The sequence below is a fragment of the Leptolyngbya sp. NIES-2104 genome, from assembly GCF_001485215.1.
Taxonomy (GTDB): Bacteria; Cyanobacteriota; Cyanobacteriia; order Leptolyngbyales; family Leptolyngbyaceae; genus Leptolyngbya.
This window is the reverse complement of the sequence record NZ_BBWW01000001.1, coordinates 314427-331330: the sequence shown is the minus strand read 5'-3', so window position 1 is coordinate 331330 and position 16904 is coordinate 314427. Positions and strand designations below refer to the sequence as shown.

Sequence of the window (16904 nt, the reverse complement as noted above, 5' to 3'; positions counted from 1 at the left end):
CTCCGTTGCTGTTCAATGAAACGATTTGTCTGGCTAGTGTCGCTATTGATCGTGGGATGTGGATACGATCGCACTTTTTCCCAAGTGCCTCAACCGACTGTGAATGCTCAACCTGCTCCAGTTGATCGATCGGTCTGGTCACAACTGCGTCAGGTCGAAACCTTCACCGTAATTCTGATGCGTCATGCGTTGGCTCCGGGAACAGGCGATCCGAAAAATTTTCGCTTGAACGATTGTTCAACTCAGCGCAATTTGTCCCAAGACGGTAGACGGCAAGCTAAGCAAATCGGTCAGGTGTTTCGCCAGCGGCAAGTTCCAGTTGCAAGAGTTTTATCCAGCCAGTGGTGTCGCTGTTTGGAAACGGCGCGACTTTTGGATTTGGGGAAAGTTAAACCGTTTCCGGCACTGAATTCTTTTTTTCGCGATCGCTCCACTGAATCTCGCCAAACTGAACAACTCCGCCAATTCATGATTCAAAACAAATCCGATCGGCAAGTCGTCGTCATGGTCACGCACCAAGTCAATATCACCGCAATTACGGGAGGTGTTCCCGCTCAAGGCGATGCGATCGTGCTACAACTCGACGCACAAAATCGGTTTAAAGCGATCGGCACGCTCAACCCCAACTGATCCCCGATATACTTGCAGATGGCGTTTTGGCTTGAAGATTATGAAAGTCGCGGTGACAGGGGCAACCGGATTTGTGGGTTCACGGTTGGTTGAAAAATTATTGGCAGAAGGGCATTCCGTTGTTGCATTCACGCGCAGTTCTGCATCCAAGCTTCCTCAATCTCCAAACTTAGAAATCGTGACTTACAACCCGAAAGAATCGGGAGACTGGCAGACGAAAATTTCTGGCTGTGATGGTGTGGTGAATTTGGCAGGAGAACCGATCGCTGAAAATCGCTGGACTCCAGAAGTGAAAAAATCGCTTTTAGAAAGTCGAACATTGACCACTCAAAATGTGGTGAGCGCCATTTCGCAAGCTGACCCGAAACCGTCTGTGTTGGTGAATGCTTCCGCGATCGGCTTTTATGGCACGAGTGAAACCGCAGAATTCGACGAATCGAGCGCATCGGGACAAGATTTCTTAGCCGAAGTCTGTCGAGCTTGGGAAGCAGAAGCCAATAAGGTAAAAGATTCTGGAACTCGACTCGTGATTTTGCGAATCGGCATCGTCTTAGAAAACGGCGGCGCACTCGGTAAAATGCTGACCCCGTTTCGGGTGTTCGCCGGAGGTCCGATCGGGTCTGGAAAGCAATGGTTTTCCTGGATTCACCGCGAAGATTTAGTCAATTTAATTCTCAAAGCCTTGATCGATTCGAGCATGGAAGGCACCTATAACGCCACCGCTCCAAACCCAGTCAAAATGGCAGATTTGACGAATACTTTGGGCGAAGTGATGAATCGTCCGTCTTGGTTGCCTGTTCCCGCATTTGCGTTAGAAGCACTGCTTGGAGATGGCGCGATCGTCGTACTCGAAGGGCAAAAAGTTTTGCCACAACGCACCGTTTCAACCGGCTTCGAGTACGAATATCCGAGCGTGAAGCAAGCGCTGACGGCGATCCTGAAATAATCCGGGCAAAACCCTAGATTTCACAAGGATTTCAGCCCCGAACGCATTCTTAATTTTGTGCTAAAATTAACCAATATGAGCCGAAGCAGGTATACTTTCTAGGCATCTTTTTTCGCTCATATTTGTTTGCTTTGTTGGTAGTACAAAAGTATTTCGGAGTCTTCTATGACCTTCTCCCAGGAACCGCCCCAAGATCGGATTATTCCCACCGATTTACGCAACGAAATGCAGCGGTCTTACCTGGAATACGCGATGAGCGTCATCGTAGGAAGAGCGCTACCGGACGCACGGGATGGGCTGAAACCAGTGCATCGTCGTATTCTCTATGCTATGCACGAACTCGGACTGACACACGATCGCCCCTTTAGAAAGTGCGCTCGTGTCGTCGGGGAAGTCCTCGGTAAATATCACCCGCACGGAGACACCGCCGTTTACGATGCACTCGTGCGGATGGCGCAGGACTTTTCGATGCGATCGCCCTTGATCGACGGTCACGGGAATTTCGGCTCGGTCGATAACGATCCACCCGCCGCGATGCGATACACCGAATGTCGCTTAACTTCGCTCACCGCCTTTTCACTGCTGCAAGACATTGAATCGGAAACGGTCGATTTTGCCGATAACTTCGATGGTTCAGTTCAAGAGCCAACCGTTTTACCGTCCCGTATTCCGCAACTGCTCTTAAACGGATCTTCTGGGATTGCGGTCGGAATGGCAACGAATATTCCACCGCACAACTTAGGTGAATTAATTGATGGGTTAGTTGCACTTATTCAAAATCCAGATCTGACCGATTTGGATTTGATGCAGTACATTCCAGGTCCTGACTTCCCCACAGGCGCACAAATCCTGGGACGCACAGGAATTCGAGAAGCTTACACCACTGGACGCGGTTCGATCACAATGCGGGGTGTCGCCTCGATCGAGACAATTGAACAACGCGGCAGACAGGACAAAGACGCGATCATCATTACTGCGCTACCGTATCAAACGAACAAAGCAGCTTTGATCGAGCGGATTGCGGAATTAGTCAACGATCGTAAGATCGATGGCATTTCTGATGTGCGCGATGAAAGCGATCGTGATGGAATGCGAGTCGTGATCGAACTACGACGCGATGCTTATCCGCGTGTGGTGCTGAACAATCTTTATAAGCAAACCCCGATTCAGGCAAACTTCGGCGCGAATATGTTGGCGCTGGTGAATGGTGAACCGCAGTTGCTGACTCTGAAGCAGTTCCTGAGCGTGTTTCTAGATTTCCGAGTCGAAGCGATTACGCGCCGAACACAGTTCCAATTACGAAAAGCAGAAGCCCGCGATCATCTTCTTCAAGGTTTGCTGATTGCATTAGCAAATCTCGATCGCATTATTGCGCTGATTCGTCACGCTGCTGATACTGCAACCGCAAAACAACAATTAATCGAAACTTACTCATTATCAGAAGAGCAAGCAGACGCGATTCTTCAAATGCAGCTTCGCCGTCTAACAGCATTAGAAGCTGAAAAGATCGAGCAAGAACACCAAGATTTGCAGGCTCAGATTCAGGACTTGATGGATATTTTGGCGAGACGCGATCGCATTCTCGACATCATCATCCAAGAAGTCACGCAGCTTAAAGCCACTCACGCAACTCCTCGCCGCACCGTCATCGAGCAATCCGAAGACGAGCTTGGTGATATCGATCTAATCGCGAACGAGAAATCGATCGTGCTTGTCACCGAGCAAGGCTACATCAAACGGATGCCGATCAGTACCTTTGAAGCTCAGAACCGCGCAACTCGTGGTAAATCTGGAGCGCGGATGAAAGAAGACGATGCTGTGGAACACTTCATTAGCTGTTGTGACCATGACAGCGTATTGTTCTTTAGCGATCGAGGTGTTGTCTACGCGCTGAAAGCTTACCAAATCCCACTCGGATCTCGAACTTCTCGTGGAACTCCGATCGTTCAACTTCTGACTGTTCCCCACGGAGAAAAGATTACTTCGGTCGTCTCAGTCAGCGAATTCTCAGATGATGAGTACTTAGTGATGTTAACCAACAAAGGCTACATCAAGAAAACCGCGCTCTCAGCCTTCAGCAACATTCGCACCAATGGATTGATTGCTATCTCGCTTGAAGAAGGCGATCAACTGCGATGGGTTAGACTATCGCGAGTCGATGACAGTATCATCATCGGATCAAGTCTAGGTCGATCGATTCACTTCCGCGTCAATCATGAGCAACTCCGTCCGCTGGGTCGTGCCACTCGTGGTGTAAGAGCAATGTCCCTACGAGAAGGTGATAGGTTAGTCGGCATGGCAATTCTACCTGGTCAAATTGTGGCTGATGTCGCACAAGCGCAAGCGGAAGAACCTGTCGGTGACGAAGATGAAAGCGTTGTCGATGAAAACGCTGAATTGCCACCTCAATCGGGACCTTGGGCTTTAGTTGTCACGACTGGAGGCTACGGTAAGCGAGTTCCCGTTAAACAATTCCGACTGCAAAACCGAGCAGGAATGGGAATTGTGGTCACGAAATTCCGCAAACCAGGCGATACGTTGTCCTCGCTGCATATCGTGAATGAAGGCGATGAAATGATGCTAATTACCAATCGCGGTATCATCATTCGACAATCAGTAGATGCAATTTCGTCTCAGTCACGAGCTGCAACTGGAGTAAGAGTGCAGCGATTAGATGAAGAGGATGCGATCGCGGCGGTTGCGCTTGTTCCTCCAACTGCTGAGGAAGCTGGAATCGTCGATCTCGAAGACGAAGCAGAATAACGACCAGGCGGGAGCAATCCCGCTTTTTTAATCGAGTGGACTTTTCACTCCTCGCCCACCTTTGTTGAGGACGTGAGTATAGATCATCGTCGTCTTCACATCCTTGTGTCCTAACAGTTCTTGCACTGTGCGGATATCGTATCCCGCCTCAATTAAATGGGTTGCAAAGCAATGTCGAAAGGTATGACACCCAACTCGTTTGGCAATTCCTGTTGTTCGCACTGATTGCTTCACTGATTTTTGCAGGACACTTTCGTGCAGATGATGACGACGAGTAATGTTGCTTCGTGGATCTTTGGAAATGCGATCGGATGAGACGTTTTGCAAAACTGACTGAGTTTCCGCTTTAGTTAATACAGCGGGTAAAGTTCGGCATCGTTTTGCACGAACGGCATCAATATCAAGTTCTAAGTCTTGTTTAAGCACTTCGCGATAGAGGAATACGATCGCGTTCAGCGCCTGATTCTGGGTAGAAGCGGAGACGTTTTCGTGAACGGCGAGATGGGTAAGAAAAGTTTCAAGTTCTTCGCCTCCCATGTCTTGCGGATGACGCTTGTTGTGAAACAGAATATAGCGGCGGTTCCAGTTCACATAAGTCTGTTCTGTGCTGTAAGAGTAGTGCTTGAGGCGAATGGTGTCATGGAGTCGATCGAGCAGTTTTCTAGGTTTTGCTTCCATGCCTTGAATAGTAAATCTGTATTAAAACCATAAAAGACATTTCTATGCTGAATTGGAAAATATGCTGAAATTCTCCGTATATTCATCTACATGAGCGTAATATGTGGAAATCTTTCTGCATAGCATTCTAAAGCGGTGTGATATGCCGAAACTTTTCCGCATAGTCAGCCGAATCAGGGTGATATACGGAAAGTTTCCGTGTAATAAGAGTTATGCCGACGATGATAATCGTGAGTAGACGGTCGATGTGTGACAGCTACGTTAATGAGTCTCTTTAAACGATATGAATATGGAAACGGAAGCTTCTCCAAAATCTCTTGTTACTGATTGGGCAAAAAAGCATTGGCAGTTACTCGCTGCCTTCACTGCTGGCGCTTTTCTTGGCGCTATTGCTGTGCAGCAAGGATATGAAGGTTTTCGGTTTGGGGGAGCAGAATATGTTCTCATCAAGAAAGCATCCATCCCAAAGTCTCTGTCGATCCAGGGCAAGTGGTTTTATGAAACAAAAACTAGCGGTATACCACTTCAGTTTGATAAATTGAACTGCATGTCGATTTTGGGTACAGCAGATATTTCTCAGGCAGCAGCCTCGAACGAATTTAGTATAAATAATGCCACGCGGCGAGGATGTATCGATCCTGAGTCCCAAGTAATAAAAACAAATGTTGGTTGGCGTAGTATTAATGCCGCAGTTCTTCCAGATAGCAGGAAAATTATGGTCTCCTTGAACACTGCTGACCCGAACCCTCGCATTGCATATATTGAAGGTGCAATTCCAGCGACTATTAGCGGAGATTCTCCCCCTCAATTCGATGGGACTATCTATTATCTCAATACTCAGAATCAGAGGTACGGTAGTACAACAATTACCTTCTGCAAAGAGGGAAGCGAGTGTGCTCAAGATATTGCCCGCAAACTCAAGTAAAAATAAATGGATCGCCCTTTCTCTGTCATAAACGATAGTCATAGTGACTCTACACCAACTTGAATAGACGGCATAACAATCCTTATTCTGTTCCTGAGATCGCTCCGCAACAATCATTCACCAAAGTTTAAATCTGCTCAAGACTAAATCAGCATCATAAGGCGTACAATCCTACTATTTCTATGTACGCCGATGCCTGCCGATTCCTGGCTGAACATTTCTCCGCTGACTTCGCGAGTTGGCTAATGGGAACACCTGTCACGATGACAGAACTTCAACCCTCGGAACTTTCCCTTGATCCGATTCGCGCTGATGCCCTGATTTTTCTCGAATCAGACGAAGCCATCCTGCATATTGAGTTTCAGACGCTTCCGAAAGACAACATTCCGTTTCGCGTGACGGATTATCGGTTGCGAGGATACCGAAGAGATTCGACGAAGCCGATGCACCAAGTGGTCATTTATCTGAAGCAGACGGCATCTCCTTTAGTTTATGGGACTAGCTTTACGATGGAACGGACTCGCCATGAGTTTGACGTGATGCGCTTGTGGGAGCAACCTGCCTCGCTCTTTCTGCAATATCCTGGGCTGATTCCGTTTGCGGTTTTAGGTCAAAGTGCAGATGCCGAGGAAACGTTACGACAAGCGGCTCAGAGAGTAGATCAGATTGCAGACCCCGCAACGCAAGCGAACTTGATGGCAGCATCAGGGATTCTTGCGGGGCTAAAATTGGAAGAGGAAATCATTTATCGTGTCTTACGGAGGGACATTATGCAGGAGTCTACTGTTTATCAGTCGATTTGGAGAGACGCACAAAAGGAAGATAAGCGGGAGATTGCACTCAATCTTCTGCAAGAAGGTGTATCTGTTGAAATCGTTGTTCGCTGTACCGGGTTATCCGTCGAAGAAATCCAACAACTTCATCAACAACTCAACAGCTCCGCACAAAGTTGAAGTTGATCGATGTACGAAGAGTTGATCGTAAAAAGCGGCATAACAACCCGATTGGAGCGGACAGTTGAGAGCCTTTTCGTCTATCGTTGTGGTCGATCTGCTGCCGCTCAACCGGAACGTTATGCTGCCTTCATTTGCTTTTCACTTTAGCCAAATCGTCCCTCAACATAATCGCGAGTTCGAGAATTTGCTGCGCCGCTGAAAATCTTTTGAGTATCATCGATTTCGATCAGTTGACCGATACGGCTCTCGTCGGTGCTAAAAAAGGCAGTACGATCGCTAATTCGTGCCGCCTGCTGCATATTGTGAGTGACAATGACGATCGTAAATTCTTGACGCAATGAATTGATCAATTCCTCGATCTTCATTGTGGCGATCGGATCAAGTGCCGAACAGGGTTCATCCATTAGCAGAACTCTTGGTTTTACAGCCAATGCACGAGCAATACACAATCGTTGCTGTTGTCCACCGGATAGGCTCAACGCGGATTTTTTTAGATTGTCTTTGACCTCATTCCACAGAGCGGCATCGGCAAGCGCTTTTTCGACGATTTCATCGAGTAGGGATCGAGATACCCGACTAAAGACCCGAACCCCGTAAGCAACATTATCGTAAATGCTCATCGGAAAGGGATTTGGTTTCTGAAACACCATGCCAATCTGTCGCCGCAATCGGTTGAGATTCACACGGGGACTGTAGATATCTTGACCAAAGAATTGCACTTGTCCCTTGACGCGCATATCGCTTTCGAGTTCACCAATACGATTGAGGGCTTTGATAAACGTCGATTTACCACAGCCTGAAGGACCAATGATTGCTGTGACTTGTCCAGGGTAGATTTCCATTGAAACTGAGGACAATGCTTTACGATCGCCATAAAACACATCCACAGCTTGAGCAGACAAAGCGAGTTCAGACTGAGAAATAGAATGCAACATAGGTCAGCGTTTCCGGGTAATCAGGCGAGAGAGTAAATTGGTGATTGTGACAAGACCGAGCAAGACGAGTGAAGCTGTCCAAGCCATCTGGGTTTGCTCTGGAAAGGCAGAACTCGAATAGTTGTAAATCATCACAGACAGCGAAGGAGTGGGGTTTAGAATCTGCTCGACCCAACTCTGACTGAACAATGCGGTGAAGATCAGAGGAGCCGTTTCACCAGATGCTCGTGCGATCGCTAACAACACACCCGTTGTAATACTTGGCAGTGCTGCCTTTAAAACAATCTTGAACACGGTTTGCATTGAATTAGCTCCGAGTGCGGCAGATGCTAATCGCTGATGATTCGGAACTAGTTTCAAAGCTTCTTCGGTAGAGAGAACGACGATCGGTAACATAATCACAGCGAGTGCAAAACTACCTGCTAACGCTGAAAAGCCCCGATATCCAAGAATAGTGGAAAGTACAATCACAGCATATGCGAACACACCCACCACGATCGAGGGAACTGCACTAAGGATTGACAACACAAAGCGCACTGTTTGAGCGATCGCGCCCGATTTACCAATTTCGGATAGATAAACTGCGATCGCAATTCCAAACGGAATGCTAAAGAGGGCTGCGATGCTCACCATTAACACCGTTCCTTGAATGGCGTTCGCAAATCCACCCACTACACTGGTATCGCCCGCAGGAGCAGGTAGATTCGTGAAGACTTCCCACTTCAGATTCGGTAAGCCTTGGCGGAGAATTTCAAATAGCACCGAGAGTAATGGCAGGAGTGCAAGTCCGGTGAAAATCACTGCGATCGCGCTCATGAAAGAGCTGAAAATTCGTCGATCGAGTGACAGTGGCTTTGTGAGTTGCTGTTCTAAAGTCATTGTTTCAGTCCGAATTTTTTAACGATCGAGTTTGCAATCATATTAATAATCAACGTCAACGCAAATAGAATTAATGCCAGATACATCAATGCTCCAATGTGCAGTTCGTCTAACGCTTCGGGAAATTGATTTGCGAGAATTGACGGAATCGTATTGCCGGGATCAAGTAACGATAAGCTGATTTGATCAGAGTTACCAATGACCATCGTTACTGCCATCGTTTCACCTAATGCCCGTCCCAATGCCAACATGATTGCACCAATGATTCCGGATAAACTCGCTGGGATTAATACAGTTGTGATCATTTCCCAACGAGTTGCACCCAAGGAAAGTGATGCAGTTCGTAGATCTTGGGGAATCGCTAACATGACATCTCGGCTGATTGCTGCGATCGTTGGCAAAATCATCACAGCAAGAATCGTTCCAGCCACGAGTAAACTGGGTCCAAAGGTTTCAGTTCCGAATAACGGAATCCAACTTAATTGTTGATGTAATGCGGATTGAATCGGTTTCATAAATGGGATCAAAACAAAGATTCCCCAGAAGCCAATGATTACGCTAGGAATCGATGCGATGAGTTCAATCAAAAATCCTAATATCGATCGTAACCATCCCGGCAGAAATTTCTCGCTCGTGACGATTGCAACTATGACCCCGATCGGAACTGCGAATAAAAGCGCGATCGCAGAAGTAACGATCGTGCCATATAAATATGTTTTTGCTCCGAACTGAAGCTGATTCACATCCCATTCTTGCCGTGTGACAAATCCTAAGCCAAACGTTTTGATTGCGGGTAAGGCAGCGTTGAAAATGATCCAACCCATCCAAAGCAGAATTGCGATCGCGCTCAATGCCAAAATTCGCAATCCCCATGCAAAACCAAACTCGACCCAAGCCGTATTACCGCCTTCGATCGAGTCTAAAGTTGGTTTAGATTCAGATGGAATTGATGTCATAGTCTATTTTCCCAAATGAAAGAAAAGGGACACTTTTAGAATGAGTGTCCCCACTAGAGGTGTGAGATTTAGAAAGTGAACGTTGTCCGCAATGTGCCAACATAAATGGCATTATTTGCAGAATTGCCTTCTGGATTAAAAATCACGAATGCACCAGGTGTGATCGAGATGTTGTCACTGAGCCGATAACGGTAGAAGACTTCCAAATGATAGGAAGAACTCCGATCTTCACGTCGTGCAGACACCGCTGTTGGAGTCGCCAAACCAAAATCGCTGCTCGTAACTTTTGGTGGCATTCCAAAGATGATTCCGCCTAAGCTACCTTCGCTGAACAGATCCGGGAAAGCAAGACCTACCGCCCAATTGAAAATCGTCGCTCGATCGCCTTCTCGAACGGTTCTCGTCGCGGCAGTTGCGCCAACAGTTCGTCTTGCTTGAGCATCCGTCAATCCTGCCCAACCTGCTAAAGCGAGTCCAGGACTCAGGCGAATGTTTGCTTGCACCCCGTACTGATTCGTACTGGTCGGCACGTTGCCAGCAGAGTTGATCGTTTGGTTACTGTTGAAGGGATTGTTCGCGAACGCACTACCCGTACTGCCAGTGACACCAGAGCCTGTATTGAAGTAACCATTCGCATAGGTAAAACCAATTCCTAAATTTGGAGTCGGTTGATAGACTAATTGCGCGATCGCAGCATAGCTTCCTGAGAACAATCCGCGATCGAGGCTCGGATCTTGAGCGTCTCCGGTCGGCACTAAGTAACCCAGCGACAGAGTAAACCGATTCCCAACGGTGAATTCTCGCCCTAAGCGATGATTCACAATGATCCCTGTTCCACTGCTAGAACGATAGATGGGATTGAACCGTCCAAATCGAGAAATAGACCCGCTTCCACTCGATTCAAACGGGCTAAGTGTCGGGATCGAATCATTGAACTCTAGACCGTCGTTTGTTCCGGTTCCCAGGAAGACCGTTGTTTGGTCGCCCAATGGAAAGCGATATTCTAAGCGCCGAAGTTCGATCGTATTGTTGTTCGTTCCGTCATAGCCCAAGCGAGTCATGTTCGTGCCCGTGATGCCCGCCGCACCTGTACCGCTAAACGCAGTAATGTTTCTCGCTTGCAGTTGAGTTCTTAAGCGATCGCGTCCACTAAAACTGGTGTCAAACGCAATTCTTACCCGATTGGAAAAGGTAGTATTCTCGCGAACATCCCGATCGCTGTTCGTGGCTGATCCAGTAATGGCAGTGTTTCGGGCTGCGGTTCGTGCGGCGGGAGTCGCCGCGGCATCAATGACACGCTGTTGGTCTGAAGTGACGGCTCGATCGGCACCAAAAGCCTGACTTGCTGAGAAGATGACTTCTCCCGTTAGTTTGCTCGTGGTGGAGAACTGTTGTCTTTCCAGCGTTGTGGTTCGAGCTTCTAAGCTATCGACCTGTCCGCGAACAGTGGCTAACTCGGCAGCAAACTCTTCTTGCAACTTTTGCAGTGCTGCTAAGTCTTCTTTTTTAACTAAATCAGCGGTCGAAGCGGCGATCAGTTCATTCACTCGATCGAGACAAGCATTTAATCCCGCTGCAAACTCGAACCGCGTTAAAGCACGATTGCCGCGATAGGTTCGGTCTGGATATCCTGCAATACAGCCATAGCGTTCTACTAAAGATTGCAAGGCTTGGAATGCCCAATCGGTAGGGCGCACATCAGACAGTTGAGAAACTGAAGTGACCTGACCTTTAAGGGTTGCAGGCTTTGAGAGTTCATCGATCGAAGTAGTGCGTTCTTGAGCCGATGCGGAAAGTGCGATCGACCCAGCTAGCACCGGGGCTAACACAAGGGAATGCCAAAGGCGGTACATGAAAAAATCCTCACATCACAATTGAAATAGGCTTGCGCTACTCTGAGTTGAGTTCGCTTCGTTTTGGTTGGCTAATGCCCCCTAAACCCCCCATTTCTGGGGAACTTTGAATCGAATTCATTCTCTGAACTGGAGTAATCTGCTCTACTCTTAGTCCCCCACTCGTGGGGGATTTAGGGGGCGAAAGATTTCGGCAATGACCGATCAATCTGTTCTCAACAATCGAAGTTCGATCGCGTTACGTCTAAGGCTTGACTTCAGCTCTCACCTGATCCAGAGCGCGTCTTGCGATAGGTTCAGGAATCCGAGTAAAGTCCAAACTCGCGTTCAAGTTCTGCCCTTCAGTCAGCACATACTCAATCCATTTCTTCATCGCTTCCGACTTCTGAGGACTGTCATACTGCTTGAACACCATCATCCAAGTCAATCCCGTAATCGGGTATCCATCGGCTGGATTGCCTTCAAATACTCGGAAATTCGGTGGGAAATTCACCGTTGAAAGGGCTTTATTGGTATTGTCGATCGAAGGAGTCAAAAATTCACCCTTCTGATTCTGAACCGCTGCAACCGTAAGATTGTTCTTCTTCGCAAACGAGTACTCCACATAACCGATCGTTCCTGGAGTCTTCTGCACCAATGCAGCAACACCCGGATTGCCTCGACCTCTGAGCGGGTTCGTCGTCCATTTCGGAGCCGTTCCGACACCCACACGACCCTTAAAGTAAGGACTTACAGCACTGAGATGATTGGTGAAAATAAACGTTGTACCACTACCATCTGCGCGGACAACCGTTTTAATATCTGAATTCGGTAGATTCACACCGCTGTTATCTTTTGCAATCTTCGGATCATTCCACTTCGTAATCCGACCTGCAAAAATTTCTGGTAACACTTCCCGCGAAAGCTTCAGGTTGTTCACTCCCGGAAGGTTATAAACCGGAGTTACAGCGCCCCCTGCGGTTGGCACTAGAATAATTCCGCGATTGACTTTTGCCATGTCCTCGTCGGTCATTGCCGCATCACTTCCACCAAAATCAACCACACCCGCGATCACTTGGCGAATTCCGCCACCGCTACCGATCCCTTGATAGTTCACGTTGATATTGGGTTCTTTTTTCTTAAATTCTGAGATGTAGCGCTCATACAACAATGCTGGGAAAGTCGCGCCTGCACCGTTCAACGTCGTAGACTGCGCGATCGCAGATAGAACCGGAGTCAGTGCGATCGCAGCCGCAACAAACAGAGCAATTCCACCACGGCGGAGCGCTTTTCTGGAGAGTATCATGATGTCCTCGTTCTTTATGCGATCTAGTGTCGATTTAGGTAACAATGACAACACTACAACCCAATCAGTTAAGCAAAAGCAAACAGAAAACTAACAGTAGATTAAATCTAGTTAAAACTTTGGTTAACAGGAAGGTGATACTCAGCACAACAACGTATCTATATCAGTAATACGCTAGAAAACTTAGATAAATGATCTATAAATGGACAGATATTGAGACGATCGCGATACAATTTTTGCATTGACTTTAGAAATGAAGCTTTGATCAAGATCAGTACTGCTTCAAATTCAGCACAACAGACAGATTGATCAAAGCTTGAACGATTGATGTGGCAAACTCGCATCTGTGCTGTGAAAAGAATTCCGCAATCGATTCCTTGCCCGTTCTGTTCTCAGTCCATGCACTCTTTGACCTTATGACTAAGACTCTTTCCTTACCTACCTTTCCTCAAGTTCCTGCCGCAGCGCGATCGATGGTTCGACCCATGTTATTCGCAGCGCTCGGACTGCACGCACTCTTACTGTTCACGCCCTTTCCAAAAGAACAAGAAAAGCCACCGGAAAATAAAGAAGCTCCGGTGAAAATCACTCAGTTACCGACGACCAAATCTAGCGCGAGACAAACTCCGAAAGTCGCGATCGCAAAACCAAAACCCGCCCTACCAAGAATCAATCGCCCGAACCCAAATCCGATCGTGCAAAAATCGATCGAGTCTCCGACACCTCAAGAAGCCAATCCACCAGAATCAGCAACTTCTCCACAATCCCAAGCTCAGCCCTCAAGAAATACAGGAACCGCGACCGCTGCCGATTTTCCTCACTACAGTCCTTCTACCCCGAACTGTTTCAATGTTGGACTTGGTGAAAATTGCCGCGTTGCTACTGCGAATCTGAATACAGTTGCAGCATTCTACCTTTCTGCACCAAAAGCAAAAGGCTTTGCCCTAACACCAGACGAAGAGACGGCTGATAAAAAGATTTACACCGTGACTACGCCAGACAAGAAAACACTGTTCTTACACTTGTTCAAAGATGAACCGACAACAGTGATTTTGCTCAGTGATAGTAAGGTTTCGGACTTAGCAGCACTCAAAGGTTCTGTAAACATTCCCGCAGATTACTACAATCTACTGACTGATCTAGCTCCTCAAGTCGATCGCTCTGACAATCCTCAAACCAATGCCCAACCCGAACAATTTCCGAAACCAGAAATGTTCTTTAATGTCGTGAGCGCGGCAGAGTTACAAACTGGAGCTATTCCAGAAATGCGTCCGGGAATTGATGGCAGTCCAACCTTGATTACAGGTCAAACGCCGGATGTCTTCTTTCAAACAATCTCTACAGCGGGTCTGTCTGGAAGCTTCCAAGTGACTCCGAAAGGTCAGTATGGCGGTGGCAACCTCTATCAGTTGAAGAAAGAAACCACCACGTTTTACATGAACTTAGTTCCGACTAAGGACAGAACAGGCACGATCGTAGTAACTTGGCTTAGAAATCCAGGAAGTTAAGAAATCAAACATTGATTGTGGTGCAGGCAAGATGTCTGCACCACTTTTTTTGATTGTTCTGAGTTTATTCGATCGCTAACGAAACGCGGTCGCCCCCCACATCTCGCAACACGCCCAGCGTTTTTACAACCCGCTCATACGGCAAAGATTTATCAGCTTTTAGAATGATGGTTCCTTTCGGATTCTTCTGAAAATACGAAACCACTTGCTCACCCATTTGCGCTTCTGTGACTGCACCCTGATTGATTTCGACTTGTCCCGTTTTCGTCACCCCAATCACTAAAGGATCAACAGGCGTTTCCGTACTGCTTCCCTTATCTGCACTGGGTAAATTTGCATCGACCGATTGAAAATTCGTCAGTGTCATCGACACGATGATAAAAAACGTCAGAATCGTCATAATCACGTCCATCATCGGCACGAGATTAATTTCGGGCATTTGCGATCCTTTTTGCTGATTCTTGAATTTCATAGAGTTCTTAAACAGGGACTTCAGCCGATTCTGGGTCTTGCGATCGAGCCGATTCGATTCGCGCTAGTTCGCTTGTTGCAGGTTCGTACCAATATTGACGATAAATCAATTCCAACTCGCTGCCAATCTTAGAGAAATAATCCATCTGTTTGGCTTGGAGGGTGACGGAGACGCGGAAGATACAGAGCGCGATGATTGCTACGACCATGCCGCCTGCTGTTGTGGTGAGTGCTTCCCCGATCCCGGCAGCGGCTTTCGTGGTCGCTTCCGCAGATGCTGCACCCCCTCCGACATTCAGGTTTGAGAAAGTGACCATCAAACCTGTCACTGTTCCCAATAATCCAAGTAGAGGCGCGATCGCAATCACACTTTCAAGCAGTTTATCGCCCTTCCGCATTTTGACAAACTCTTCATCGCCAGCGGTTTCGAGCGCTAAGCGAAACGTTTCGGGAGTCGGATGGTTTAGCTTTAATGGGGCGAGAAGAAATCGCCCGATCGGAGATTTTGCGCGTTCTGCGATCACTCGAGCATCGACCAGACTATATTTCGCCGCTTCCAAAACGTCGTGGGATAGTTTCGCTTCAGTTCTGAGCAATGGAATCCAAAAGGTCGATCGTTCAAAGGCACAGGCAAACGTCGCCACTGATAAACCGACGAGCGGAATCATGAGCGGTCCGCCTTTTGCAATCACTTCGTAGAGGTTAGACATACTGAATCGATCGAGGTGTGAACTGTCAAGCGTGAACGATGTCATTGATCAGACAGAATCAATACACCGTAGACCAGTGATCAGCATATCGGAAACGGGAATGCGATCGGGTTAAGGCAACGTAATGAACAATGGAACTTCTCGTTAAGACAACAAAAACATCGCTGCGAACTTGCAACGGTGCAGATTGAGAGATTAAGAATCAGCCAATTTCCTGTTGAAAAACTCGAAGTGCTTCACTCAGATTCGTTTCTCCGATTAGAATGCAGCGTCGTAACAGATCAAGATCAAGATCTCTAAGGGCTTCGAGTTGGCTTTGATTCACTTCCCCATATCCATCAGTGCCCAAATGGTAAAGCTTCAAAACCCCGTCTTGCCAAATCCATACTTCAGATACGCCAAGCGCTTGATACCGTTTGAGTTTGCTTGTTCCGCCACTGGTGAAGACAACTTCGATTGAGAGATCTGGAATTAGCTTAATGGAATCGAGGCAATAAGATTGGTCGGCTTGTGCAGATGCAGTTCCTTCCTGCTCTTGTGTCATCGCGCCCGTCGGCTGAAAGAAGATTCCTTGCCGAATCAGGTAAGTTGTCACTAAGTAGCCGATAACGTGTCCAAAGATTTCGTGTTCGCGTCCAGGCATGAGAAGCTCGATCGTTCCCTCAAAATAAAATAGACGCACCCCGCGTGAGTCTTCAAATCCTTTCTGAATCGATTTGAATTGCTCCCAGGTTCCAGGCACGACAATGTGCTGGTCTTGCGAAGTCACTTTTAGCGGGGTTTGCGTCATGGCTAGAACTGCTCGTCACTACCGAGGGTGGGAATCGAAGCACCATCTAAGAAGAGATTTTTAGCGCTGTCGCTTTGGTACACACAATCGATCGATAATTTATCTTTGTTGTTCAGATCGCCAACGTAGCCGAAGGTGTTCATCCGATTACGGCAATCGCGGGTTTGCTCACCCGACAAGAGTTTGCGCTGTTCGAGAATCGACCAGTTTGCGCGTCTCAAGATACAAGCAGGTTCCATTGCGGCTTGAGCGACAAAGACCTTGAAGGGAACCAGCGTCACATAAAGGCGGGTACTGACTGCCATCGCGCTTGCACCGTTCTGGATACAGATATCCGGGTTCGGGGCTTTTTGGTCGAGTTGCAGGTTCGTGACTAAGCTGGTTGAATTTGTGGGAGTGGCGGCGCTAAAGGCGATGCCGACCCCGATTCCTAAAACGAAAATAGCTGCGATAATCCCGATCGCAGTGGCGTTAAACCAGGAGGGTGATTTGTTCACGGGTGGTTTTCCTCGATTCGGCTCATAATCATCATCGTAGCGACTGTAACGATCGTCGTTGTAGGAATTGTTTCGGGGTCTTCGCTTCATAGGAAATGAATTGAGAAGGATTGAGATTCTAT

Annotated in this window: 16 protein-coding genes; 6 read left to right on the top strand and 10 right to left on the bottom strand. The window is 47.5% G+C overall.

Features of this window, described 5'->3' with window-relative positions; genetic code table 11:
* The first annotated feature begins 15 nt into the window (after positions 1-15).
* From NIES2104_RS01665 to gyrA, 3 genes are all read left to right on the top strand, one after another.
* Positions 16-630 carry a histidine phosphatase family protein gene (locus tag NIES2104_RS01665; RefSeq protein ID WP_058995144.1) on the top strand — a complete coding sequence of 205 codons (615 nt, stop codon included), beginning with the start codon at positions 16-18 and terminating at the stop codon, positions 628-630.
* A gap of 40 nt (positions 631-670) precedes the next feature.
* The gene (locus NIES2104_RS01660) at positions 671-1576 is read left to right on the top strand and encodes a TIGR01777 family oxidoreductase (RefSeq protein ID WP_058995142.1); all 906 of its coding nucleotides are present in this window, start codon (positions 671-673) and stop codon (positions 1574-1576) included.
* Between the two features lie 165 nt (positions 1577-1741).
* Positions 1742-4339, top strand: coding sequence for a DNA gyrase subunit A (gene gyrA, locus NIES2104_RS01655; RefSeq protein WP_058995140.1), 2598 nt, complete (start codon positions 1742-1744; stop codon positions 4337-4339).
* A gap of 27 nt (positions 4340-4366) precedes the next feature.
* Here the strand turns inward: gyrA and NIES2104_RS01650 are convergent, their stop codons facing one another.
* A complete protein-coding gene (locus NIES2104_RS01650; RefSeq protein WP_058995138.1) occupies positions 4367-5017 on the bottom strand; it encodes a phage integrase N-terminal SAM-like domain-containing protein in 651 nt (216 codons plus the stop codon).
* Between the two features lie 283 nt (positions 5018-5300).
* Here NIES2104_RS01650 and NIES2104_RS01645 point away from each other — a divergent pair, with 283 nt between their 5' ends.
* Together NIES2104_RS01645 and NIES2104_RS01640 are read left to right on the top strand one after the other, a co-directional pair.
* Positions 5301-5942, top strand: coding sequence for a hypothetical protein (locus NIES2104_RS01645; protein WP_058995136.1), 642 nt, complete (start codon positions 5301-5303; stop codon positions 5940-5942).
* Positions 5943-6124: 182 nt separating this feature from the next.
* Positions 6125-6895 (top strand): Rpn family recombination-promoting nuclease/putative transposase, encoded by a 771-nt coding sequence (locus tag NIES2104_RS01640; RefSeq protein ID WP_058995134.1) that lies wholly within the window; start codon positions 6125-6127, stop codon positions 6893-6895.
* Positions 6896-7041: 146 nt separating this feature from the next.
* Here NIES2104_RS01640 and pstB read toward each other — a convergent pair whose 3' ends face one another.
* The 5 genes from pstB to pstS all read right to left on the bottom strand — a co-directional run bounded on the left by pstB (position 7042) and on the right by pstS (position 12806).
* Entirely contained in the window at positions 7042-7833 is a 792-nt protein-coding gene (gene pstB, locus NIES2104_RS01635) for a phosphate ABC transporter ATP-binding protein PstB (protein WP_058995132.1), read from the bottom strand.
* A 3-nt stretch (positions 7834-7836) separates the two neighbouring features.
* Positions 7837-8712, bottom strand: a complete 876-nt coding sequence (gene pstA, locus NIES2104_RS01630; protein ID WP_058995130.1) for a phosphate ABC transporter permease PstA — start codon at positions 8710-8712, stop codon at positions 7837-7839.
* Positions 8709-9668, bottom strand: coding sequence for a phosphate ABC transporter permease subunit PstC (gene pstC / locus NIES2104_RS01625; RefSeq protein ID WP_058995127.1), 960 nt, complete (start codon positions 9666-9668; stop codon positions 8709-8711). The genes pstA and pstC overlap by 4 nt, the downstream gene beginning before the upstream one ends.
* A gap of 68 nt (positions 9669-9736) precedes the next feature.
* Positions 9737-11521, bottom strand: coding sequence for an iron uptake porin (locus NIES2104_RS01620; protein WP_058995125.1), 1785 nt, complete (start codon positions 11519-11521; stop codon positions 9737-9739).
* A gap of 244 nt (positions 11522-11765) precedes the next feature.
* Complete coding sequence (gene pstS / locus NIES2104_RS01615) at positions 11766-12806, bottom strand: phosphate ABC transporter substrate-binding protein PstS (RefSeq protein WP_058995124.1); 1041 nt, start codon at positions 12804-12806, stop codon at positions 11766-11768.
* Positions 12807-13222: 416 nt separating this feature from the next.
* On the opposite strand from pstS, the gene NIES2104_RS01610 reads away from it, so the two are divergent.
* Positions 13223-14314: a hypothetical protein gene (locus tag NIES2104_RS01610; protein ID WP_156426843.1), complete on the top strand. Its 1092-nt coding sequence runs from the start codon at positions 13223-13225 to the stop codon at positions 14312-14314.
* 64 nt (positions 14315-14378) lie between these two features.
* Here the strand turns inward: NIES2104_RS01610 and NIES2104_RS01605 are convergent, their stop codons facing one another.
* From NIES2104_RS01605 to NIES2104_RS01590, 4 genes are all read right to left on the bottom strand, one after another.
* Entirely contained in the window at positions 14379-14786 is a 408-nt protein-coding gene (locus tag NIES2104_RS01605) for a biopolymer transporter ExbD (RefSeq protein ID WP_058995120.1), read from the bottom strand.
* A gap of 7 nt (positions 14787-14793) precedes the next feature.
* Positions 14794-15495, bottom strand: coding sequence for a MotA/TolQ/ExbB proton channel family protein (locus NIES2104_RS01600; RefSeq protein WP_058995118.1), 702 nt, complete (start codon positions 15493-15495; stop codon positions 14794-14796).
* 202 nt (positions 15496-15697) lie between these two features.
* Positions 15698-16285 carry a Uma2 family endonuclease gene (locus NIES2104_RS01595; protein WP_058995116.1) on the bottom strand — a complete coding sequence of 196 codons (588 nt, stop codon included), beginning with the start codon at positions 16283-16285 and terminating at the stop codon, positions 15698-15700.
* 2 nt (positions 16286-16287) lie between these two features.
* The gene (locus NIES2104_RS01590) at positions 16288-16872 is read right to left on the bottom strand and encodes a DUF3172 domain-containing protein (protein WP_082689908.1); all 585 of its coding nucleotides are present in this window, start codon (positions 16870-16872) and stop codon (positions 16288-16290) included.
* Positions 16873-16904 lie beyond the last annotated feature (32 nt).

What these genes read in the sequence shown, in the direction of transcription:
- NIES2104_RS01665 (WP_058995144.1), top strand. Translation starts at nt 16, where the DNA reads ATGAAACGATTTGTCTGGCTAGTGTCGCTATTGATCGTGGGATGTGGA.
- NIES2104_RS01660 (WP_058995142.1), top strand. Translation starts at nt 671, where the DNA reads ATGAAAGTCGCGGTGACAGGGGCAACCGGATTTGTGGGTTCACGGTTG.
- gyrA (WP_058995140.1), top strand. Translation starts at nt 1,742, where the DNA reads ATGACCTTCTCCCAGGAACCGCCCCAAGATCGGATTATTCCCACCGAT.
- NIES2104_RS01650 (WP_058995138.1), bottom strand. Translation starts at nt 5,017, where the DNA reads ATGGAAGCAAAACCTAGAAAACTGCTCGATCGACTCCATGACACCATT.
- NIES2104_RS01645 (WP_058995136.1), top strand. Translation starts at nt 5,301, where the DNA reads ATGAATATGGAAACGGAAGCTTCTCCAAAATCTCTTGTTACTGATTGG.
- NIES2104_RS01640 (WP_058995134.1), top strand. Translation starts at nt 6,125, where the DNA reads ATGTACGCCGATGCCTGCCGATTCCTGGCTGAACATTTCTCCGCTGAC.
- pstB (WP_058995132.1), bottom strand. Translation starts at nt 7,833, where the DNA reads ATGTTGCATTCTATTTCTCAGTCTGAACTCGCTTTGTCTGCTCAAGCT.
- pstA (WP_058995130.1), bottom strand. Translation starts at nt 8,712, where the DNA reads ATGACTTTAGAACAGCAACTCACAAAGCCACTGTCACTCGATCGACGA.
- pstC (WP_058995127.1), bottom strand. Translation starts at nt 9,668, where the DNA reads ATGACATCAATTCCATCTGAATCTAAACCAACTTTAGACTCGATCGAA.
- NIES2104_RS01620 (WP_058995125.1), bottom strand. Translation starts at nt 11,521, where the DNA reads ATGTACCGCCTTTGGCATTCCCTTGTGTTAGCCCCGGTGCTAGCTGGG.
- pstS (WP_058995124.1), bottom strand. Translation starts at nt 12,806, where the DNA reads ATGATACTCTCCAGAAAAGCGCTCCGCCGTGGTGGAATTGCTCTGTTT.
- NIES2104_RS01610 (WP_156426843.1), top strand. Translation starts at nt 13,223, where the DNA reads ATGACTAAGACTCTTTCCTTACCTACCTTTCCTCAAGTTCCTGCCGCA.
- NIES2104_RS01605 (WP_058995120.1), bottom strand. Translation starts at nt 14,786, where the DNA reads ATGAAATTCAAGAATCAGCAAAAAGGATCGCAAATGCCCGAAATTAAT.
- NIES2104_RS01600 (WP_058995118.1), bottom strand. Translation starts at nt 15,495, where the DNA reads ATGTCTAACCTCTACGAAGTGATTGCAAAAGGCGGACCGCTCATGATT.
- NIES2104_RS01595 (WP_058995116.1), bottom strand. Translation starts at nt 16,285, where the DNA reads ATGACGCAAACCCCGCTAAAAGTGACTTCGCAAGACCAGCACATTGTC.
- NIES2104_RS01590 (WP_082689908.1), bottom strand. Translation starts at nt 16,872, where the DNA reads ATGAAGCGAAGACCCCGAAACAATTCCTACAACGACGATCGTTACAGT.